Annotated in this window: 22 protein-coding genes; 3 read left to right on the top strand and 19 right to left on the bottom strand. The window is 72.3% G+C overall.

The features are described from left to right. Positions 1–50: 50 nt before the first annotated feature. From OG965_RS24635 to tsaB, 4 genes are read right to left on the bottom strand one after another with little or no spacing between them, the layout of a single operon-like run. Positions 51–317 carry a hypothetical protein gene (locus OG965_RS24635; protein WP_371654226.1) on the bottom strand — a complete coding sequence of 89 codons (267 nt, stop codon included), beginning with the start codon at positions 315–317 and terminating at the stop codon, positions 51–53. After that, complete coding sequence (gene tsaD, locus OG965_RS24630) at positions 314–1,420, bottom strand: tRNA (adenosine(37)-N6)-threonylcarbamoyltransferase complex transferase subunit TsaD (protein WP_371654225.1); 1,107 nt, start codon at positions 1,418–1,420, stop codon at positions 314–316. The genes OG965_RS24635 and tsaD overlap by 4 nt, the downstream gene beginning before the upstream one ends. Then, the gene (gene rimI, locus OG965_RS24625) at positions 1,420–1,893 is read right to left on the bottom strand and encodes a ribosomal protein S18-alanine N-acetyltransferase (protein WP_371657042.1); all 474 of its coding nucleotides are present in this window, start codon (positions 1,891–1,893) and stop codon (positions 1,420–1,422) included. Before rimI ends, tsaD begins: the two co-directional genes overlap by 1 nt. A 17-nt stretch (positions 1,894–1,910) precedes the next feature. Continuing rightward, a complete protein-coding gene (gene tsaB, locus OG965_RS24620; protein ID WP_371654224.1) occupies positions 1,911–2,564 on the bottom strand; it encodes a tRNA (adenosine(37)-N6)-threonylcarbamoyltransferase complex dimerization subunit type 1 TsaB in 654 nt (217 codons plus the stop codon). 135 nt (positions 2,565–2,699) lie between these two features. Here tsaB and OG965_RS24615 point away from each other — a divergent pair, with 135 nt between their 5' ends. Next, positions 2,700–3,284 (top strand): hypothetical protein, encoded by a 585-nt coding sequence (locus OG965_RS24615; protein ID WP_371654223.1) that lies wholly within the window; start codon positions 2,700–2,702, stop codon positions 3,282–3,284. A 64-nt stretch (positions 3,285–3,348) separates the two neighbouring features. On the opposite strand, the gene OG965_RS24610 is transcribed toward OG965_RS24615, so the two are convergent. The 8 genes from OG965_RS24610 to glmS all read right to left on the bottom strand — a co-directional run bounded on the left by OG965_RS24610 (position 3,349) and on the right by glmS (position 11,748). Further along, positions 3,349–3,477, bottom strand: coding sequence for a hypothetical protein (locus tag OG965_RS24610; RefSeq protein ID WP_371654222.1), 129 nt, complete (start codon positions 3,475–3,477; stop codon positions 3,349–3,351). A 203-nt stretch (positions 3,478–3,680) separates the two neighbouring features. Beyond that, entirely contained in the window at positions 3,681–4,187 is a 507-nt protein-coding gene (gene tsaE, locus OG965_RS24605; protein ID WP_371654221.1) for a tRNA (adenosine(37)-N6)-threonylcarbamoyltransferase complex ATPase subunit type 1 TsaE, read from the bottom strand. After that, positions 4,159–5,370, bottom strand: a complete 1,212-nt coding sequence (locus OG965_RS24600) for an alpha/beta fold hydrolase (RefSeq protein ID WP_371654220.1) — start codon at positions 5,368–5,370, stop codon at positions 4,159–4,161. The genes tsaE and OG965_RS24600 overlap by 29 nt, the downstream gene beginning before the upstream one ends. Before the next feature lie 26 nt (positions 5,371–5,396). Further along, the gene (alr, locus tag OG965_RS24595; protein ID WP_371657041.1) at positions 5,397–6,539 is read right to left on the bottom strand and encodes an alanine racemase; all 1,143 of its coding nucleotides are present in this window, start codon (positions 6,537–6,539) and stop codon (positions 5,397–5,399) included. A gap of 41 nt (positions 6,540–6,580) precedes the next feature. Further along, a complete protein-coding gene (locus OG965_RS24590) occupies positions 6,581–7,534 on the bottom strand; it encodes a L,D-transpeptidase family protein (RefSeq protein WP_371654219.1) in 954 nt (317 codons plus the stop codon). A 271-nt stretch (positions 7,535–7,805) separates the two neighbouring features. Then, entirely contained in the window at positions 7,806–9,236 is a 1,431-nt protein-coding gene (locus OG965_RS24585; RefSeq protein WP_371654218.1) for an NAD(P)H-hydrate dehydratase, read from the bottom strand. 299 nt (positions 9,237–9,535) lie between these two features. Then, a complete protein-coding gene (locus tag OG965_RS24580) occupies positions 9,536–9,904 on the bottom strand; it encodes a holo-ACP synthase (protein WP_371654217.1) in 369 nt (122 codons plus the stop codon). After that, a complete protein-coding gene (glmS, locus tag OG965_RS24575) occupies positions 9,901–11,748 on the bottom strand; it encodes a glutamine--fructose-6-phosphate transaminase (isomerizing) (RefSeq protein ID WP_371654216.1) in 1,848 nt (615 codons plus the stop codon). The genes OG965_RS24580 and glmS overlap by 4 nt, the downstream gene beginning before the upstream one ends. 120 nt (positions 11,749–11,868) lie before the next feature. On the opposite strand from glmS, the gene coaA reads away from it, so the two are divergent. Continuing rightward, positions 11,869–12,861 carry a type I pantothenate kinase gene (coaA, locus tag OG965_RS24570; RefSeq protein WP_371654215.1) on the top strand — a complete coding sequence of 331 codons (993 nt, stop codon included), beginning with the start codon at positions 11,869–11,871 and terminating at the stop codon, positions 12,859–12,861. Positions 12,862–12,940: 79 nt separating this feature from the next. Here coaA and glmM read toward each other — a convergent pair whose 3' ends face one another. The 4 genes from glmM to OG965_RS24550 all read right to left on the bottom strand — a co-directional run bounded on the left by glmM (position 12,941) and on the right by OG965_RS24550 (position 17,349). Then, positions 12,941–14,299: a phosphoglucosamine mutase gene (gene glmM, locus OG965_RS24565; protein WP_371654214.1), complete on the bottom strand. Its 1,359-nt coding sequence runs from the start codon at positions 14,297–14,299 to the stop codon at positions 12,941–12,943. 131 nt (positions 14,300–14,430) lie between these two features. Further along, positions 14,431–14,949: a 30S ribosomal protein S9 gene (rpsI, locus tag OG965_RS24560; protein WP_358836279.1), complete on the bottom strand. Its 519-nt coding sequence runs from the start codon at positions 14,947–14,949 to the stop codon at positions 14,431–14,433. 44 nt (positions 14,950–14,993) lie between these two features. After that, positions 14,994–15,437, bottom strand: coding sequence for a 50S ribosomal protein L13 (gene rplM / locus OG965_RS24555; RefSeq protein WP_371654213.1), 444 nt, complete (start codon positions 15,435–15,437; stop codon positions 14,994–14,996). Between the two features lie 289 nt (positions 15,438–15,726). Next, a complete protein-coding gene (locus tag OG965_RS24550; RefSeq protein WP_371654212.1) occupies positions 15,727–17,349 on the bottom strand; it encodes an ATP-binding cassette domain-containing protein in 1,623 nt (540 codons plus the stop codon). 56 nt (positions 17,350–17,405) lie between these two features. Here OG965_RS24550 and OG965_RS24545 point away from each other — a divergent pair, with 56 nt between their 5' ends. Then, positions 17,406–18,269 (top strand): hypothetical protein, encoded by an 864-nt coding sequence (locus tag OG965_RS24545; RefSeq protein ID WP_371654211.1) that lies wholly within the window; start codon positions 17,406–17,408, stop codon positions 18,267–18,269. Positions 18,270–18,347: 78 nt separating this feature from the next. On the opposite strand, the gene OG965_RS24540 is transcribed toward OG965_RS24545, so the two are convergent. From OG965_RS24540 to rplQ, 3 genes are all read right to left on the bottom strand, one after another. After that, positions 18,348–19,286 carry a hypothetical protein gene (locus tag OG965_RS24540; RefSeq protein ID WP_371654210.1) on the bottom strand — a complete coding sequence of 313 codons (939 nt, stop codon included), beginning with the start codon at positions 19,284–19,286 and terminating at the stop codon, positions 18,348–18,350. Positions 19,287–19,338: 52 nt separating this feature from the next. Further along, complete coding sequence (gene truA / locus OG965_RS24535) at positions 19,339–20,205, bottom strand: tRNA pseudouridine(38-40) synthase TruA (protein ID WP_371654209.1); 867 nt, start codon at positions 20,203–20,205, stop codon at positions 19,339–19,341. Between the two features lie 100 nt (positions 20,206–20,305). Next, on the bottom strand, positions 20,306–20,797 hold the full coding sequence (rplQ, locus tag OG965_RS24530) for a 50S ribosomal protein L17 (RefSeq protein ID WP_371654208.1): 492 nt from the start codon (positions 20,795–20,797) through the stop codon (positions 20,306–20,308). Positions 20,798–20,840 lie beyond the last annotated feature (43 nt).

The raw sequence follows: 20,840 nt of genomic DNA, 5'->3' as shown, positions 1-20,840 counted from the left end.
ACCCCGAACCGCCGACCGATACGTCCCCTGCGTACAGATCGATGCAGAATTCAGGCCGGAGGTTCCACTCCGAGTGACTCGAAGCGCCAGCGGTGTACGGGCCGGGTCACCAACTCCCCGTCCGGCTCCGGCAGTTCGGGCAGCTCCGCGTCGTACGCCGCCTCCCACCAGGTGATCACGAGCACCCGGTCCTGGTGCGCCGCGAAGACCTCCCGGCGCACCGGCACCTGCGGCAGCGGCTGGGCCCGGGCCCAGGCGAGGAGGTCCCCGCCGCGGCCCTGGACCGCCCGCGCCTCCCACATCAGCGCGACCGTCACGGGTACAGGTTCTCCTTGCTGATCTCGTGCACATGGTCGTGGTCGTGCGCGTGGCCGTGCGTGCCCGGCACGTGAGGGTCCGTCACCGGCAGCGAGGAGTCCGCCGACAGGTCCAGGTCCGAGGCGGGCCGGTTGCGCGCCACCATCTCCGCGCCGAGCGCCGCCACCATCGCCCCGTTGTCCGTGCACAGACCGGGCCGCGGCACCCGCAGCCGGATACCCGCCTTCTCGCACCGCTCCTGGGCGAGCGCCCGCAGCCGCGAGTTGGCCGCGACGCCGCCGCCGATCATCAGATGGTCCACGCCCTCGTCCTTGCAGGCCCGTACGGCCTTGCGGGTCAGGACGTCGACCACCGCCTCCTGGAAGGAGGCGGCCACGTCCCGCACCGGCACCTCCTCGCCCGCGTTCCGCTTCGCCTCGATCCAGCGGGCCACGGCCGTCTTCAGCCCCGAGAAGGAGAAGTCGTACGCCGGGTCGCGCGAGCCGCTCAGACCGCGCGGGAACGCGATCGCCGTCGGGTCGCCCTCCTTGGCGAGCCGGTCGATCACCGGGCCGCCGGGGAAGCCCAGGTTGAGCACGCGCGCGATCTTGTCGAACGCCTCGCCCGCCGCGTCGTCGATCGTCGCGCCCATCGGGCGGACGTCCGCGGTGATGTCGGGCGCGAGCAGCAGCGAGGAGTGGCCGCCGCTGACAAGCAGCGCCATCGTGGGCTCGGGCAGCGGCCCGTGCTCCAGCTGGTCGACGCAGATGTGCGAGGCCAGGTGGTTCACCCCGTACAGCGGCTTGTTCAGGGCGTACGCGTACGCCTTGGCGGCCGAGACGCCGACGAGCAGCGCGCCCGCGAGGCCCGGCCCGGCCGTCACCGCGATGCCGTCGAGGTCCCTGGCGGAGATCCCGGCCGTCTTCAGGGCGCGCTCGATGGTGGGGACCATCGCCTCCAGGTGCGCGCGCGAGGCGATCTCGGGCACCACGCCGCCGAACCGGGCGTGGGTGTCCACGCTGGACGCGACGGCGTCGGCGAGCAGCGTCGTGCCGCGCACGATGCCGACGCCGGTCTCGTCGCAGGAGGTCTCGATGCCGAGTACCAGCGGTTCGTCAGCCATCAGTCAGTCTCTTCTGTTTCTCGGTCGTGTTCCTGGACGATCAGGCGCATCACGAGCGCGTCGATGTTGCCCGGCTGGTAGTAGCCCCGCCGGAATCCGATGGGCTCGAAGCCGAAGCGCTCGTAGAGCTTCTGGGCCCGTTTGTTGTCCACCCGCACTTCGAGCAGGACCTCGTCGCACTCGAAGGCGGTGGCGTGCTTGAGCAGGTCGGTCAGGAGCCGGGCGCCGAGGCCCGTGCCCCACTGGTCGCGGGCCGCGGCGATGGTCTGGACATCACCGAGGCCGCCCGCGGCCGCGAGGCCCGCGTAGCCGACCAGCCGGCCCGACCCGTCCTCCGCGACCACATAGCGCCGGGTCGCGCCCGGCCCCCTGGCGTGTGCGAGCTCCGACCAGAACATCCCCGCCGACCAGGCGTCCTCGGGGAACAGGTCGTGTTCGAGCGCGAGCACCGGCTCTATGTCCCACCAGCGCATCTCACGGAGCACCACGCTCACTGGGGGGTGACCACCTTGTAGTTCTTGGGCACCTGCGCGTCCGGGCGGCGCAGATACAGCGGCACCGGCGCCAGGAACTCCGCGCCCGCCGCCAGCCTCTCCGCCGCCAGCGAGGCGAGCGCCGCCGCCGACTGGTGCTCGGGCCCGCGGGCGTCCGGGAACGCCTCCGGGTAGAGGACCGCGCCCGCGCCGACCACCGGCACCCCGGCGACCTGCTCGGCGATGTCGGCGGGCCGGTCGACGGACGGCTCGCTCACACGGGTGCGGAAGTCGTCGTAGCGGGCCCAGTAGACCTCTTTGCGGCGCGCGTCGGTGGCGACGACGAACGGCTCCTCGATGCCGGAGGCGTAGGCGAGGCCGTCGAGCGTGCACAGGCCGTGGACGGGCACCCCGAGCACCGAGCCGAAGGTCGCGGCCGTCACCAGGCCGACGCGCAGTCCCGTGTACGGGCCGGGGCCGACCCCGACGACCAGGTCCGTGACGGCGTCGAGCGTGAGCCCGGCGTCCGCGAGCACCTGGTGGACGGCGGGCAGCAGCAGCTCCCCGTGCCGGCGGGCGTCCACCCGGCTGGTCTCGGCGACGACGTCCGTGCCGTCGTGCAGGGCGACGGTCACGGCGGGGGTGGCGGTATCAACGGCGAGCAAGAGCACGCGAACAGCCTACGGCCACGGCGCCGGGGGCACGGCGTCCCGCCCCGGCCGCCCCCGGCTGCTACCGTCAGCCGCAGATATGACCGCAGGCTTGTAGACATCCGTAAGCCTGTACGTACGAAAGGGGCGAGTCAGGTGGCAAGGAGCAGCTCGGGATTTGTGGCCGGGCTCACCGCGGCGGCACTCGCGGCGGTCGGCTTCCTCGCTTACCAGGCGTCGGCGAACGCCCCCTCCGCTGCCGATCTGGCCGCGCCGGGCACCACCGTCTCGCCCGCCCCGAGCTCCTCGACGCCGGCATCCCCCAAGGGCAAGGTGCCCGCGAAGAACGTGACGGCGCTGCCGCAGAACTCCGGTGTGGGCCCGCGCGTCGTGTACTCGCTGGGCGGCAAGCGCGTCTGGCTGGTCGGCACCAAGACGCTCAAGGGCCTGGCGCCCAAGACCTTCGAGGTCATGCCGTCGACGGTCAGCCCCAAGCCCGGCAACTACGCGGTGACCTCGCGGGCCGCGTCCGTCCCCGGCTCGGACGGGGTGCGGATCGAGCACGTCGTCCGGTTCGCCACCGTCGACTCCGTGACGATCGGCTTCAGCGCGGCCGTCAACGGCAAGGTGGCCAGCCCGGACCCGAGCAAGCGCACCGGCGGCATCCGGATGAAGCGCGAGGACGGCAACGCGCTGTGGACGTTCGCCACGATCGGCTCGAAGATCGTCGTGGTGCCGTAGGGCACAGCCCCGCGCCCCTGAGTGCGCACTGCCGCACCCGTACCGTCAGTTACACCTGAAAGAGTTAAGCGGCATCGCGCCGCACGCCTTTCTCCTCGGTCTTGGCGGGCGGCCGTTCCTCGTCCGGCTCCGCCGGATTCGGCGGGGTCGAGACGGCGCTCGCTGCCGCGCAGGAGGCCAGCAGATCGCTCATGGACACACCCTGCGTACGCCGCGGCTGCGCTTCGCGCTCCGACACGGTCATGGCGGCCTCCCGGCTCCTGGAGAAGGCGTGGTTAGGTAGACCTAACCAGGTCTCTCCTACCATGTGACCACGCCCGGCGGGACCCGCGCAACATTTTGCCGACGCCTTGTCGGAACGTACGTGTCCCACGCGCCCCGCCCGGCCACAGGCGGCTACAGGCCCTCGATCCCGGCCCCCGACCACCGCGCACCCAGACCGGTCACGGTCACCACCCGGCGGTCGTCGTCCGTCTCGCCGACCACCCGGTCGATGACCACGTGCAGCCGGTCGTCGGAGAGCTCCTCCACCTTGCCGTCGCCCCACTCCACGACCACCACGGAGTCCGGCAGCGAGACGTCGAGGTCCAGGTCCTCCATCTCGTCCAGACCGCCGCCGAGCCGGTACGCGTCCACGTGCACCAGGGCCGGGCCGCCCGTCAGGGACGGGTGGACCCGGGCGATCACGAAGGTGGGGGAGGTCACCGCGCCGCGCACCCCGAGGCTCTCGCCGAGGCCGCGCGCCAGTGTCGTCTTGCCCGCGCCGAGCTCGCCGGTGAGCAGGACGAGGTCGCCCGGGCGGAGCAGTTTGGCGATCTTGCGGCCCAACTCCTGCATCTCGGCGGGGGAGTCGAGGGTGAGCCGGGTCGTGGCGTCAGTGGCCTGGCTGTGCGGTGCTTCCATACGTGCCAACGTTAGTCGCCTCCGGCACCGCGCCGACCCGCACCAGCAGGTCCGCCAGCCGGTCGGTGACCGTCTCGGGGTGCTCCAGCATCACCAGGTGCCCGCCGTCCGGGACGATGACCAGCTCGGCGTCGGGCAGCAGGTCCGCGATGGACTCGCTGTGCGAGCTGGGCGTGACCAGGTCGCGGTCGCCGGCCAGGACGAGCGCGGGCACCTCGGCGAAGATCTGGAGCGCCGCCTCCTTGTCGTGGTCGTCGAAGGCCGGGTAGAACTCCGCCACCACGTCGATCGGCGTCCCCTCGATCATCCGCTCCGCGAACCGGGCCACCGCCGGGTCCACGTCCTTCGAGGAGAACGAGTACCGCTTGATCATCCCGGCGAAGAGGTCGGCCGTGGCCCGCCGCCCCCGCTCCACCAGCTCCGCCTGCGAGCCGAGCGCCTTCAGCACGCCGGGCAGGATGCGGCGCACCGCGTTCACCCCCGCCACCGGCAGCCCGTAGCTCACCTCGCCCAGCCTGCCCGAGGACGTGCCGACGAAGGCGACGCCGACGACCCGGTCGCGGATCAGCTCCGGGTACTGGTCGGCGAGCGCCATCACCGTCATGCCGCCCATCGAGTGCCCCACCAGCACCAGCGGCCCCTCGGGGGCGGCCGCGTCGAGGACCGCCTTGAGGTCGCGGCCCAGCTGGTCGATGGTGACGGGCCTGCCCTGCGCCTGCGCCTCGCCGCGCGCCGAGCGGCCGTGGCTGCGCTGGTCCCAGTGGACGGTCCGCACGACCCCGCGCAGCGCGGCCCGCTGGAAGTGCCAGGCGTCCTGGCTCAGACAGAAGCCGTGCGAGAAGACGACGGTGACGGGCGCGGGCGCCTTGCGGCCGAACAGCCGCCGCTTGCGCGCCCCGTTGACCTTGGCGGACGGCTCGGCCTCGTCGGTCTCGTAGTAGAGCTCGGTGCCGTCGTCGGAGTACGCGCGCCCCGGCGTGCCGCGCAGCGCGCCGTACGGCCCCGCCGCGTCCAGCGCGAGGCGGGCCTTCCTGCGCATGCCGCGCCCGACGGTGAGCCGCTCGACCGCGACCCCGGCGGCGGCCCCCGCCGCGACCACACCTATCGCGGCCCCGGCCAGACCCGCCAGCCGCCAGCTGCCCACGGCAGCCTGCGCCACGTCCCCCGTGCTGGTCTCGCTCACCGTGCCGCTCCTTGTGGTCCGCGGGTTCAGCTGTCGGAATTCTCGTGTCGGTAGACGCGCGGCACCCGCGAACCGATCCGGGTGACGATCTCGTACGCGATGGTGTCCGCGGCCCGCGCCCAGTCCTCGGCGCTCGGCTCGCCCCGGTCGCCCGGCCCGAACAGGATCGCCTCCGCGCCCGGCTCGACGGTGTCCCCTTCGAGGTCGACGACGAACTGGTCCATGGCGACCCGGCCCGCCACCGTCCGCACCCGGCCCCCGAGGAGCACGGGGCCGCGCCCGGAGGCGTGCCGCGGGATGCCGTCGGCGTAACCGAGCGGAACCAGCGCGAGGGTCGTCTCGCGTTCTGTGACGTAGTGATGCCCGTAGCTGACGCCGTGACCCGCCGGGACCTGCTTGGCCAGCGCCACGGACGCGGCGAGCGTCATCACCGGCCGCAGCCCGAAGTCGCCCGGGGCGCCGAGCTCGGGCGCGGGGCTGACGCCGTACATGGCGATACCGGTCCGCACCAGGTCGAAGTGGGACTCGGGGAGGGTGAGGGTGGCCGGGGAGTTGGCGATGTGCCGCACCTCGGGCTCGATGCCCGCCTTCTCGGCGTACGCCACCAGCTCGCGGAACAGGGTGAGCTGGGCGGCGATGGAGGGGTGACCGGGCTCGTCGGCGCAGGCGAAGTGCGACCAGAGGCCGGTGACGCGGACCTCGGGGGCCGCGAGGGCGGCCTGGACGAGCTCGGGCCAGTCGGCGGGCTGACACCCGTTGCGCCCGAGCCCGGTGTCGGCCTTGAGCTGGACACGGGCGACGCGCCCGGCGGCGCGGGCGGCCTCCACGGCCTCCTCCAGGGCCCACATCCCGCTCACCGACACATCGATGTCGGCCTCGACGGCCTCGCGCCAGGGCCCGCCCGGCGTCCACAGCCAGCAGAGCATCCGCCCGCCGATCCCGGCCGCGCGCAGCGCCAGGGCCTCGTGCGGGGTGGCCGTGCCGACCCAGGCGGCGCCCGCCTCGATCGCGGCCCGGGCGCACGGCACGGCGCCGTGCCCGTACGCGTCCGCCTTCACGACAGCCATGAGCTGCGCGCCGGGGGTACGGGCGCGCAGCGCACGGACGTTGGCGCGCAGGGCGGCCAGATCGATCTCGGCGCGGGCTCGCGTGTGCACTGTCTGAGTCATCGCGGTCATCGCGCCAAGTCTCTCAGAGCTCCGCCCCCGGCTCAGGCGCCGGGCCTGCGCCCCCAGATGTGGACCGGGTCACCTTTGGCGAGCGCGCCCCACAGCCGCTTGGCCTCCGAGTAGGTCAGATTGACGCATCCACGTGACCCGACGGTGGAGTAGATGTTGTCGTAAATGGCATGGAACGCCTGCCCTCCGCTGAAGAACTGGGCGTACGGCATGGGCGCGTTGTAGATGGTCGACCAGTGGTTCTTGTGCCGCCAGTAGACGGGGTAGGTACCGGTACGGGTGGCGTACCCGGGCCGCCCGCTGCGAATGGCGACGGGCCCGAAGGTGACTTTTGTGCGGTTCTGCACCCACATGAGCTGCCGGTCGAGGTCGACGCAGGCGATCCGGCCCTTGCGGACCGGGCAGCGGCCGGCGGCGTTGGGGGCGGCCCGGGCCGAGAGCAGCCGCATGGTGCCCCAGGTGGCGGGCCCGGCGAAGCCGCTGTTCGGCCGGATGCCGTGGTCGGTCTGGAAGCGGCGGATCGCGGCGCAGTCGGCGGCGGACTGCTTCCCGTCGGCCGCCAGCTTCAGCCACCGCTCGACCTGCCGCTGATACGGCCCGGCGTTCCGGCTGCACGCGGCGGCCCCGACCTCGTTGCCGGGCACGTACTCGACGAGCCGCTCCACACCCGCCGCGGGCGCCGCGGGCTCGACGGCCTCCTCGGCGGCGGTGGGCTCGTACACGAGCGGCGGCAGCACCTGGTCGGGCGTGTCCATGAGATACGCGACCTGCCCCGGCGCCCGCGGCTCGCCCGGGACGAGGGAGTCGGCGGGGACGGGACTCTCCGGGGCGGGGGGTGCGGGGGCCGGGGCGGAGGGGCCTGGGCCGGGGCCGGGGTGCGGGGGGACGGGGTAGGCGGCGCAGAGGGCGAGGGAGGTCGCGAGGGTGAGGGCGAGGCGGACGGCGATGCGTTTGGGGCGGCGGGGGTGGGGGTGGTGTTCGCTCATGGGGTCAGGGAAGCGGTGGGGGGTGGGGTGTGGGGGGCGCCGCGCGGGTGGCGGGGGGTTGATTCCCCCACCCCGCCCCTTCCCTGAACCCTCCGGGGGATGGTGTTCGTCTGCGGGCTGAGTGTGGCTGGTCGCGCAGTTCCCCGCGCCCCTAGAAGTGCCGCTCCGCGGCAATCCCCGGGGGCGCCCCGAAGGGGCGCTTTTAGGGGCGCGGGGAACTGCGCGAGCAACCCACCACCGGGCCGCAGACGAACACCGGGCCCCGGAAGGCTTACGCGTACACGTCTCGCCAGGCGTTCGTCAGGGACGACGCGACGGACGACGCCGTCAGGGGGGCCGATTTCGCGGCGTGGCGGGCGGACAGGCCGTGGAGGTACGCCGCGACCGAGCCCGCATCCCGGGCGGAGAGGCCCGCGGCCAGCAGGGAACCCGCCAGGCCGGACAGGACGTCGCCGCTGCCCGCCGTGGCGAGCCAGGGCGTACCCGTCGGGTTGACCCGGACCGGCGCGCGGCCGCCCGGATCGGCGACGAGCGTGGTCGAACCCTTGAGGAGGACGGTCGCGCCATACCGGTCGGCCAGTTCGCGTACGGAGCGGAGCCGTGCGCCCTCCACCTCCGCCCGGCTCACCCCGAGCAGCGCCGCCGCCTCCCCCGCGTGCGGGGTGAGCAGGGTCGGCGCGGTCCTCGCCCGTACCGCCGCCGGGTCCAGACCGCGCAGCCCGTCCGCGTCGACCAGCACGGGAACGTCCGCGGCGAGGACGTCCTCGACCCCCGGGGCGTCCCCGAGGCCGGGGCCGACGACCCAGGCCTGGACGCGGCCCGCCTTGGCCGGAGGGCCCGCCGAGACCAGCGTCTCGGGGAAGCGGGCGATGACGTCGTCGGCGGCGTGCCCGACGTACCGGACGGCCCCGGCCCCGCCGTGCAGCGCGCCCGCCACCGCGAGCACGGCGGCGCCGGGATAGCGCGCGGACCCGGCGACGATGCCGACGACCCCGCGCCGGTACTTGTCGCTCTCCCCCGTCGGCACCGGCAGCAGCTGCGCCACGTCGGCGTGCTGCAGCGCCTCGCAGTCCGGTACGGAGGGGAGGTGGGGTTCGAGGCCGATGTCGACGAGGCGGACGGCGCCGGTGTAGGCGTACGCGGGGTCGACGAGCAGGCCCGGCTTGTACGCGCCGAAGGTCACGGTCGCGTCGGCGTGCAGCGCCTCCCCCAGGACTTCCCCGCTGTCGGCCTCGATCCCGCTGGGGAGGTCGACGGCGACGACGAGGGCGTTCGACCCGCGGGCCGCACGGGTGACGGGGACCGCGTCGGGGCGCAGGCCGCCGTGCCCGCCGATGCCGGTGATCCCGTCGAGGACGAGATCGGCCCCGGCGAGCACCTCGTACGGGTCGTCGGCCACCCGCCCGCCCGCGCGCAGGAACGCGGCGAGGCCATCCGGGTGGGCTCGGTCGGGGGCGAGCAGCACGGCACTGACACCCGCACCACGCCGCGCCAGCCGGGCCCCGGCGTACAGCGCGTCACCGCCGTTGTCGCCACTGCCCGCGAGAACGACGACCCGGGCCCCGTACACCCGCCCGAGCATCCCCGCACAGGCGGCAGCCAGCCCGGCGGCGGCGCGCTGCATGAGCGCGCCCTCGGGAAGCCGCTCGATGAGCTCCTGCTCGGCGGCACGGACGGTCTCGACGCGATAGGCGATACGCATGGCCCCACCCTTCCGAATCCCACCCCCTCGTGCCACCCCGGCGATGTAGTGGGCCCGGCGTTCGTCTGCGGGTTCGGCGGGGGCTGGTCGCGCAGTTCCCCGCGCCCCTAGAAGCGGGATTGCCGCGCAGCGGCATTTTTAGGGGCGCGGGGAACTGCGCGACCAGCCACAGACGGCCTGCAGACGAACGGGGTCCGGGGCGCAGCCCCCGGGAAACGAGCCTCCACCCCCACCCACCCCCGGAGGCCACGCGGCGGAGCCGCAAATGTCACAGCGGGAACGGGCGGGGTGGGGCAACGTCACCCCTCCGCGATCACCACCGCCGAAGCCACCCCCGCGTCATGGCTCAACGAAACATGCCACCCCCGAACCCCCAACGCCTCAGCCCGAGCCGCCACACTCCCCCGCACCCGAAGCCGCGGCTGCCCGCTCTCCTCCACGTACACCTCCGCGTCCGTCCAGTGCAGCCCCGCCGGCGCGCCCAGCGCCTTCGCCAGGGCCTCCTTCGCCGCGAAGCGGACCGCCAGGGACGCCGTGCCGCGGCGCTCCCCGCTCGGCAGCAGCAACTCCTGTTCCACGAAGAGCCGTTGGAGCAGCCCGGGCGTCCGCTCCAGGGACTCCCCGAAGCGCTTGACCTCCGCCACGTCGATCCCGACCCCGATGATCATTCGACGGTGACCGACTTCGCCAGGTTGCGCGGCTGGTCGACCTCGTTGCCCCGCGCCGTGGCCAGCTCGCAGGCGAAGACCTGGAGCGGGACGGTGGCGACCAGCGGCTGCAGCAGCGTCGGCGTCGCGGGGATGCGGATCAGATGGTCCGCGTACGGCACCACCGCCTCGTCCCCGACCTCGGCGATCACGATCGTCCGCGCCCCGCGCGCCCTGATCTCCTGGATGTTGGACACGATCTTGTCGTGGAGGACCGAGCGCCCCCGGGGCGACGGCACCACCACGACCACCGGCAGATCCGGTTCGATCAGCGCGATCGGGCCGTGTTTGAGCTCCCCCGCCGCGAACCCCTCCGCATGCATGTACGCCAGCTCCTTGAGCTTCAGCGCGCCCTCCAGCGCCACCGGGTAGCCCACATGACGGCCCAGGAACAGCACCGTGTTCTTCTCCGCCAGCGACCGCGCCAGCTCCCGCACCGGCTCCATCGTCTCCAGCACCTGGTCGACGTCCTGCTCGATCGACGCCAGGTCCCGGATCACCGCCCGGATCTCGTCGCCCCACTTCGTCCCGCGCACCTGGCCCAGATACAGGGCGACCAGATAGCACGCCACCAGCTGGGTCAGGAACGCCTTCGTGGACGCGACGGCGACCTCCGGGCCCGCGTGCGTGTAGAGGACCGCGTCCGACTCGCGCGGAATCGTCGAGCCGTTGGTGTTGCAGATCGCCAGTACCTTGGCGCCCTGCTCGCGGGCGTGCCGCAGCGCCATCAGGGTGTCCATGGTCTCGCCGGACTGCGAGATCGCGATCACCAGCGTGCGCTGGTCGAGGATCGGGTCCCGGTAGCGGAACTCGCTGGCGAGCTCCGTCTCGCAGGGGATTCGCGTCCAGTGCTCGATCGCCAGCTTGGCGATCATGCCCGCGTGGTACGCCGTACCGCACGCGACGATCACGACCTTGTCGACCTCGCGCAGCACCGAGGCCGGGATGCGGACCTCGTCGAGCGTCAGCGAACCCGCGCCGTCGATCCGGCCGAGCAGCGTATCGGCCACGGCCTTGGGCTGCTCGGCGATCTCCTTGAGCATGAAGTAGTCATAGCCCCCCTTCTCCGCGGCCGACGCGTCCCAGTCCACGTGGTACGACCGCACCTGTGCGGGAGCCCCGTCGAAGTCGGTGACCGTCACACCGTCCCGCCGCAGCTCCACGACCTGGTCCTGGCCCAGCTCGATCGCGGACCGCGTGTGGGCGATGAACGCGGCCACGTCCGAGGCGAGGAAGGACTCACCCTCTCCAACGCCCACCACCAGCGGGGAGTTCCGCCGCGCCCCGACCACCACGTCCGGCTCGTCGGCGTGCACCGCGACCAGCGTGAACGCCCCGTCGAGCCGTCGGCACACCTGCCGCATCGCCTCCGCGAGGTCCTCGGTCGAGGAGTACGCCTCCGCCAGCAGGTGCGCCACCACCTCGGTGTCCGTCTCGGAGGCCAGTGCGTGGCCGCGCTCCTCCAGCTCCGCCCGCAGCGCCGCGAAGTTCTCGATGATGCCGTTGTGGACGACCGCGACCCGGCCCGCGTTGTCGAGGTGCGGGTGCGCGTTGGCGTCGGTCGGCCCGCCGTGGGTGGCCCAGCGGGTGTGCCCGATGCCGGTGGAGCCGCTCGGCAGCGGCCGGTCCACCAGGGCCTTCTCCAGGTTGACGAGCTTGCCGGCCTTCTTGGCCGCGGCCAGCCCGCCGTCGGCGAGGACCGCGATCCCCGCCGAGTCGTAGCCCCGGTATTCGAGCCGCTTCAGCCCGGCGATGACAACATCGAGCGCTGACTGCGCTCCCACGTACCCGACGATTCCGCACATGGCGGCAGCCTACGACCGTACGGCCGCGAATCGGGTCCACTCCCGCGCCCCCGCCCGGGGCGTCCGCCGCGTGACCCACCCCACCCCCCACATCCGGCCGCCAGCCCCGACAATGGGCCTGTGATCACTTCGCCGCCACGAAGCGCCCAACGCCGGGCGGACTCGACGCCGTACGTCGACCTGACCCGCAGCGAGTGGAGCGCACTGCGGGACAAGACGCCACTGCCGCTGACCGCCGAGGAGGTGGAGCGGCTGCGCGGACTCGGCGACGTCATCGACCTGGACGAGGTCCGGGACATCTATCTGCCGCTGTCCCAGCTGCTCAACCTGTACGTCCAGGCCACCGCCGAACTGCGCGGCGCCCTCAACACGTTCCTGGGCGACGCGGGAAAGAACGGGCACGGCGCCCAGCGCGGCACCCCGTTCGTCATAGGCGTCGCCGGATCGGTCGCCGTCGGCAAGTCCACGGTGGCCCGGCTCCTCCAGGCGATGCTGGCCCGCTGGCCCGAGCACCCGCGCGTGGAGCGCGTCACCACCGACGGGTTCCTCTACCCGATGGCCGAGCTCCAGCGGCGCGGCCTGATGTCGCGCAAGGGTTTCCCGGAGTCGTACGACCGCCGCGCGCTGACACGGTTCGTCGCCGACATCAAGGCGGGCAAGGACGAGGTCACCGCGCCCGTCTACTCGCACCTGATCTACGACAGGGTCCCCGACGAGGTGCTCACCGTGCGCCGCCCGGACATCCTCATCGTCGAGGGCCTCAACGTGCTCCAGCCCGCCCTGCCGGGCCAGGACGGCCGCACCCGGGTCGGCCTCGCCGACTACTTCGACTTCAGCGTGTACGTGGACGCCCGGACCGAGGACATCGAGACCTGGTACCTGAACCGTTTCCGCAAGCTGCGCGAGACGGCCTTCCAGAACCCGTCCTCGTACTTCCGCAAGTACACCCAGGTCTCCGAGGAGGAGGCGCTCGACTACGCGCGCACCGCCTGGCGGACCATCAACCGGCCCAACCTGCTGGAGAACGTGGCCCCCACCCGCGGCCGCGCCACCCTCGTCGTCCGCAAGGGCGCCGACCACAAGGTCCAGAAGCTTTCCCTGCGCAAGCTGTAGCGCTCCACAAACGCACGGGCCCGCCGGGGAACTCCCCCGGCGGGCCCGCTCGTTGGGCGTACGAAGGTACGCGACCGGCCTAGCCCAGCGCCGACTTCACGACGTCCGCCAGGCGGCCCGCCACCGACCGCGCCTGGTCGATGTCGGCGGCCTCGACCATCACGCGCACCAGCGGCTCGGTGCCCGACGGGCGCAGCAGCACCCGGCCGGTGGAGCCCAGCTCGCGCTCGGCCTCGGTGACCGCGGAGGTCAGCTCGGCCGAGGTGGACACCCGGGACTTGTCGACGTCCGGCACGTTGACCAGGACCTGCGGCAGGCGCTCCATGACGCCCGCGAGGTCGGCCAGGGTGCGGCCGGTGGCGGCGAGGCGGGCCGCCAGCATCAGACCGGTGAGCGTGCCGTCGCCGGTGGTCGCGTGGTCGAGGATGATCACGTGGCCGGACTGCTCGCCGCCCAGCGCGTAGCCGTGCTCCTTCATCGACTCCAGGACGTACCGGTCGCCGACGCCCGTCTGGACCAGCTGGAGGCCCTCGCGCTCCATGGCGATCTTGAAGCCGAGGTTGGACATGACCGTGCCGACGACGGCGTCACCCCGCAGGGTGCCCGCCTCGCGCATGGCCAGCGCGAGCACGGCGAGGATCTGGTCGCCGTCGACCTCGTTGCCCTGCGCGTCGACGGCCAGGCAGCGGTCCGCGTCGCCGTCGTGTGCGATGCCGAGGTCGGCGCCGTGCTCGACGACGGCGGCCTTCAGCAGGTCGAGGTGGGTCGAGCCGCAGCCGTCGTTGATGTTGAGCCCGTCCGGCTCGGCGCCGATCGTGACGATCTCGGCACCGGCGCGCGTGAATGCCTCCGGCGAGACCCGGGCGGCCGCGCCGTGCGCCTCGTCGAGGACGACCTTCAGGCCGTCGAGGCGGTTCGGCAGCACACCCATGAGGTGGGCGACGTACTTGTCGAAGCCCTCCTCGTACGAGCGGACGCGGCCCACGCCGGAGCCGGTCGGCCGCTCCCACGGCTCGCCCGTGCGGTGCTGCTCGTAGACGCGCTCGATGCGGTCCTCCAGCTCGTCGGCGAGCTTGTGGCCGCCGCGCGCGAAGAACTTGATGCCGTTGTCGGGCATGGCGTTGTGGCTGGCGGAGAGCATCACGCCGAGGTCCGCGCCGAGCGCGCCCGTGAGGTACGCCACGGCCGGGGTCGGCAGCACGCCGACGCGCAGCACGTCGACGCCCGCGCTGGCGAGGCCCGCCACGACCGCGGCCTCCAGGAACTCCCCGGACGCGCGGGGGTCGCGCCCGACCACCGCGGTGGGCCGATGGCCCGCGAAGGTACCCGCCTCGGCGAGTACATGAGCCGCCGCGACCGACAGGCCGAGCGCGAGCTCAGCCGTCAGATCGGCGTTGGCCATACCGCGTACACCGTCCGTGCCGAAGAGTCGTCCCACTGCTGTCCTCCATTGAGATCCGCCAGGCGCCGCACCCGGGCGCCCACCACTGGTGCCAAAAACAAGCCCGCCCCGGCAGCACGAAGAGTGCTGCCGGGGCGGACGAGAGCCGTACAGGCGGCAGGCGCGATTTAGCGCTTGCTGTACTGCGGGGCCTTGCGGGCCTTCTTGAGACCGGCCTTCTTGCGCTCGACCGCACGGTCGTCGCGGGAGAGGAAGCCGGCCTTCTTCAGCGCCGGGCGGTTGTTCTCGACGTCCGCCTCGTTCAGCGCACGGGCCACGCCGAGGCGCAGGGCGCCGGCCTGGCCGGACACGCCGCCACCCGAGATGCGGGCGATGACGTCGTAGCGGTTGTCAAGCTCAAGCACCTTGAAGGGCTCGTTGACTTCCTGCTGGTGGACCTTGTTCGGGAAGTAGTCCTCAAGCGTACGCCCGTTGATCTTCCACTTGCCGGTGCCCGGAACGATCCGGACGCGGGCGATGGCGTTCTTGCGACGGCCCAGGCCGGCGGCCGGCTGCGGGTCGCCGAAGCGGGACGCCAGCGACTCGGTGGTGTACTCGCCCTCGACGGGGACCTCGGACTCGAAGGTGGTGACCTCCGCGTAGGTCTCTTCGCCCTCGACGGGGGTCTCGACAGTGGTCTCGGCCACGATGCTCCTCAGATTCTTTTCTGTCTTAGGGGGTGTGGCCGGAACTACTGCGCGACCTGGGTGATCTCGAACGGCACCGGCTGCTGGGCAGCGTGGGGGTGCTGGTCGCCCGAGTAGACCTTCAGCTTGGAGATCATCTGACGGCCCAGGGTGTTCTTGGGGATCATGCCCTTGATGGCCTTCTCGACGGCCTTCTCCGGGTTGTTCGCCAGGAGGTCGTCGTAGCGCACCGCGCGGAGACCGCCCGGGTAGCCGGAGTGGCGGTAGGCCAGCTTCTGGGTCTTCTTGTTGCCGGACAGGTGAACCTTGTCGGCGTTGATGATGATGACGAAGTCGCCCATGTCCATGTGAGGCGCATAGACGGGCTTGTGCTTGCCCCGGAGGAGGTTCGCAGCGGTGGTCGCCAGACGGCCCAGGACAACGTCCTGCGCGTCAATGACGTGCCACTGGCGAGTAACATCGCCGGGCTTGGGGCTGTACGTACGCACTGTCGTATGCCTTCGCTTCTTCAGTGGATGGGGTCCAGACACATTGCACCCTGAAGCGATCATGCAGCTGGGACTCACAAATGCCGGGGACACTGCCCGTATGCGAGCCACTGGTAACTGCTCCAGAGAACCTACGTAATGGCCCCTCGCGTGAGAACGACGCAAGCCAATACGCATAACGAACCAGAAGAATACCCGGGGTCCCCCGTGCGGGTCAAAACGGCCCGGCCTTCGGCTGCGGGTGGGTGGGGGCTGAGCGCGGGCGGGGTGGGGTGATCCCCCTGGGGGCCTACCTCGCCCGCTCCACCCGCCGCTCGTCCCACACCGGCTCCCCCGTCTCCCGCACGACCCCGTCCGAGCCAAAGACCAGGTAGCGGTCGAAGGACTTCGCGAACCAGCGGTCGTGGGTGACGGCGAGGACCGTCCCCTCGTACGCCTCAAGCCCGTCCTGGAGCGCCTCCGCCGACTCCAGGTCGAGGTTGTCCGTCGGCTCGTCCAGGAGCAGCGCCGTGGTCCCGGACAGCTCCAGGAGGAGGATCTGGAAGCGGGCCTGCTGGCCGCCGGAGAGCTTCTCGAAGGCCTGGTCGCCCTGGCGCTCCAGCTCGTACCGCCGCAGCACCGACATCGCCCCGCCCCGGTCCTTCGCGTGCTCCGTCCACAGGATGTCGACGAGCGTGCGCCCCAGCAGCTCCGGGTGCGCGTGGGTCTGCGCGAAGTGGCCGGGAACCACCCGCGCCCCCAGCTTCCACGTGCCCGTGGACGCCACCGACGCGTCCCCGGCCAGCAGCCGCAGGAAGTGGGACTTCCCGGAACCGTTCGACCCGAGGACCGCCACCCGCTCGCCGTAGAAGATCTCCAGCGAGAACGGCTTCATGAGTCCGGTGAGCTCAAGGTTTTCGCAGGTCACGGCACGTACACCGGTACGCCCGCCCCGCAGCCGCATCGAGATCTCCTGCTCGCGCGGCGGCTCCGGCGGCGGCCCGGCCTCCTCGAACTTCCTGAAGCGCGTCTGCATCGCCCGGTACCGCGACGCCATGTCCGGGCTGATCGCCGCCTGGTTGCGCAGCCGCAGCACCAGCGCCTTCAGCCGCGCGTGCTCCTCGTCCCAGCGCCGCTTGAGCTCCTCGAAGCGGGCGAACCGCTCCTTGCGGGCGTCGTGGTACGTGGCGAAGCCGCCGCCGTGCACCCACACGTCCGTACCCGCGGGGCTCGGCTCCAGGCTGACGATCTTGTCGGCGGCCCGCGAGAGCAGCTCGCGGTCGTGGGAGACGAAGAGGACCGTCTTGCGGGTCTCCTTCAGCTTCCCCTCCAGCCAGCGCTTGCCCGGCACGTCCAGATAGTTGTCCGGCTCGTCCAGGAGCAGCGTCTCCTCCGGGCCGCGCAGCAGCGCCTCCAGGACGAGCCGCTTCTGCTCACCGCCGGAGAGCGTGCGCACCTGCCGGAACTGCGCCTTCTCGTACGGGACGCCGAGCGCGGCCATCGTGCACATGTCCCAGACCGTCTCGGCCTCGTACCCCCGCGCCTCCGCCCAGTCGCTCAGCGCCTGCGCGTACGCCATCTGCGCGGCCTCGTCGTCGACCGTCATGATCAGGTGCTCGGCCCGGTCCACCTCGGCCGCCGCCTCCCGGATCCTCGGCTGGGCCACCGAGACCAGCAGGTCACGGACCGTACGCTCGTCCCGCACCGAGCCCACGAACTGCGGCATCACACCGAGTCCGCCGCCCACGGTGACGGTCCCGCCGTGCGGCTGGAGCTCGCCGGAGATCATCCGCAGCAGGGTCGTCTTCCCGGCGCCGTTCGCCCCGACCAGGGCCACCACCGCACCCTCCCCCACCCGGAACGACGCGTCGGCGAGCAGGACCCGCCCGTCCGGCAGGTAGTACTCCAGGTGTGCGGCCTCTACATGTCCCATACGCGGATTGTCGCCCACTCCGTACGTCCGCCCACAACCGAATTAAGATGCGCGCCATGAGCTTTGGGCAAGGGGGACCCGCATGGGGCCCGGGGGACAACGGCAACGGCACACCGGACTGGGCGGCGCTCGCCGACGAGGCCGCGGCGCGCGGCCGCAAGAAGCGCTGGCTGCTGATCGGCGGCGGGGCGATCGCCACGGCCGCGGTGGTGGCCATCGTCGCGACCGCCATCGTGAGCACCGGTGACTCCAAGAACGGCGCCGACGGGAAGTCCGCGAGCGAGCTGCCCTCCGCGCAGACGCTGCCCAGCGGCACCGCCGAGCCGCAGCCGTCGTTCTCGTCGGTGGCGCCGCCGCCCCCGCCCAACCCGCACGACTTCATATCCAGCGCCAAGAAGGACAAGGCGCCGCTGAGCGCCGACACGCTCTTCCCCGGCAAGACGCTGAAGATGGGCGACCGCACCTACACCAAGGGCCCCACCGCCCGGACCACCGACTGCGCCGCCGCGACCCGCGGCTCGCTCGGCTCGGCCCTCACGTCCAACGGCTGCGACCAGGTCATCCGGGCCACCTATGTGAGGGACGGCGTCGCCGTGACCATAGGTGTAGCCACCTTCGAGACCGAGGCGAAGGCGCTGCGCGCCAAGCAGCAGGCGGGCATCGGCCTCGCCCCGCTCACGGGTGACGGGGTCTCCGGGTTCTGCGACGGCGGCCACGCGGTCTGCCGCAACCTCTCCAACTCGTACGGCCGGTACGCCTACTTCAGTATCAGCGGCTACACCGACGGCAAGAGCGTCACCAAGGGCGACAAGAACGCCTTCGCCGCCGGCGACGATCTGGCCGAATTCACCTTCCGCCAGATCGTCGCCCGCGGCGAGGCCCAGGCCCAGGCGGCCGCGACGGCACCGAGCGCCCCATAGGGGCGCGGGGCTGTGACATGTGCGGCTCCGCCGCGTGGGCGCGGCCGGCCACGGACGGCTCGCGGCCGAAGCGGAACCTCAGCCCCGACGGCGCTTGACCGCGGTCCTCGCGGCCGCGCCCGCGACAACCAGGAGCAGCGCCCCACCGCCGAGGGCGGGGGTGACCGAGGTACCGGTCGCGGCGAGACGGCCACCGGATCCGCCGGTGGTCCCGGATGTGCCGCCCGTGGCGCCACCCGTGCCCGAGCCCTCGGCCGCCGTCTCGAAGACCAGCTCAGCCACGTTGTTCTTCTTGTCGGCGTCGATCGGCGCGGCGGTGATCTCGGCGCTCCCCTTGGCCGTCCCGGCCTTCTTGCCGAGCCGCACCTCGAACGTGAACGCGTCCCGCTCGTCCTCGGTGACGATGTAACTCGTGAAGCACGTGTAGTCGACACCGGCCTTGGACGGGAGGTCCGGGGGGCTCGGCGGGGCACAGTGGGCCGGCGCCTTGGTCACCTCGACACCGGCGGGGAAGTCGATCGCGACGCCCGTGATGGACCGCTGGCGCCAGAGCTCGTTCACCCACGCGGGCCCGAGGTTGCGGAACTCCACGGTCGCCTTCACGGTCCGACCCGGCGCGCCCTTCACCCGGCCGCCCGTCACCGCGAAGTCGGCCTTGTTCGCGAAGATGAACTCGTCCTCGCCCAACGGCTTCGGGTCCGGCGCGCCCTGTGGCAGCTTGTTCAGCTTCAGCTCGGGACCCTCGCCCTTGACCGCCTTGGCATCACCGCGCAGCTCCGCCCGGTTGGCCGCCGTGTCCGGCAGCGCGGTGGCGTGGAGCCACTCCTTGTACGCGATGTGACCCGCCGCCACATCCAGCTTCGACGACAACTCGTAGGCCGCGCCCGCCTCGACGGCACCCGGCACGAAGCACAGGAGCCGGCGTTCGTACGAGTGCCACTTGCTGTCGCTGTAATCGCAGTTGGAGAAGTGCTGCGCCAGATCCAGGCCCCGGGTGGCCCGGACGGAGAGGATCACGCCGTCGCGGACACCCCGCCCGAGCAGCACCCCCGCCCGAGCGGCACCCCCGTCAGCAGCAGCCCGCCCCCGCGTCCGCCCCCGGCAACGTCCGCATGTTCCGCGCCTCGCGGCTGCGCGCGGCCAGCAACTCGTCGGCGGGGTAGCCGACTTCCTCCAGGGTGAGCCCGTGCGGCTTGACCACGTGCACCGACGAGTCCCGCACCGCCGCCGCCAGCACCTTGCCCGGCCACTCCACGCCCCGGTGCCCGTCACCGACGTACAGCAGCGCGCCCACCAGCGAGCGGACCATGTTGTGGCAGAACGCGTCCGCCCGCACGGTCGCCGTGACGATGCCGTCCTCGCCCCGCACCCAGGACAGCTTCTGGAGCGTGCGGATGGTGGTGGCGCCCTCGCGCTTCTTGCAGTACGCCGCGAAGTCGTGTTCGCCGAGCAGCGCGGCCGAGGCCGCGTTCATCGCCTCGACGTCCAACTCCCAGTCGTGCCACAGCACATGGCCGCGCAGCAGCGGGTCGACGCCGCCGGGATTGTCCGTCACCCGGTACGCGTACCGCCGCCAGATCGCGGAGAAGCGCGCGTTGAACCCGCCGGGGGCCTCCCCGACCCGCCAGATCCGGACATCGTGCGGCAGCCGTCCCGCGAGCCGCCGCAGCAGCTTCTCGCGGTGCTCGGCCCAGACCTCCTCGGGCAGGTCGACATGGGCCACCTGCCCGCGCGCGTGCACGCCCGCGTCGGTGCGCCCGGCGACCGTCAGGGCGTACGTCTCGGACGCCCGCGTCACCGTGCGCAGCGCGTTCTCGATCTCGCCCTGGACCGTCCGCCGACCGCTGGGCTGCTTGGCCCAGCCGGAGAAGTCCTTGCCGTCGTACGACAGGTCAAGACGCACCCGGACGCGGCCGGGCTCCACCTCATCACTCACGTAACAGATCCTCTCAGACCGGCCCTCCCGGACCGGCAGCAAAAGCGGAACGGGCCCGTCCCCCGAAGGGAACGGACCCGTCCGTCAGTCTGCGGAACGCTTACGCGTCCTTCGACTCCTCCGCCGGAGCGGCGTCCTCGACCTCGGTCGCCTCGGCGGCCTTGGCCTCGTCGGCCTCCTTGACGGCGCGCTTCGCAGCGGCCTCGGCCTCGGCGACGGTCGCCTTCTTGGCGATCTCGCCCTCGACCAGCTCGATCACGGCCATCGGCGCGTTGTCACCACGGCGGTTGCCGATCTTGGTGATACGGGTGTAACCACCCGGACGCTCCGAGAAGCGCGGCGCGATCTCGGTGAAGAGGGTGTGGACGATGCCCTTGTCGGTGATCGTCTGCAGCACCAGGCGACGGTTGTGGATGTCGCCCTTCTTCGCCTTGGTGATCAGGCGCTCGGCGACCGGACGCAGGCGGCGGGCCTTGGCCTCGGTCGTCGTGATACGGCCGTGCTCGAACAGCGACTTCGCCAGGTTGGCGAGAAGCAGACGCTCGTGCGCGGCGCTGCCGCCCAGACGGGCACCCTTTGCGGGACGCGGCATGGTGTTTCTCCTAGTGTCTGCACCGGCCGTGTCAGGTACCGGT

Origin of the sequence: Streptomyces sp. NBC_00224, assembly GCF_041435195.1 — a bacterium.
GTDB lineage: Bacteria > Actinomycetota > Actinomycetes > Streptomycetales > Streptomycetaceae > Streptomyces.
This window is presented reverse-complemented; position numbering and strand designations above follow the sequence as displayed.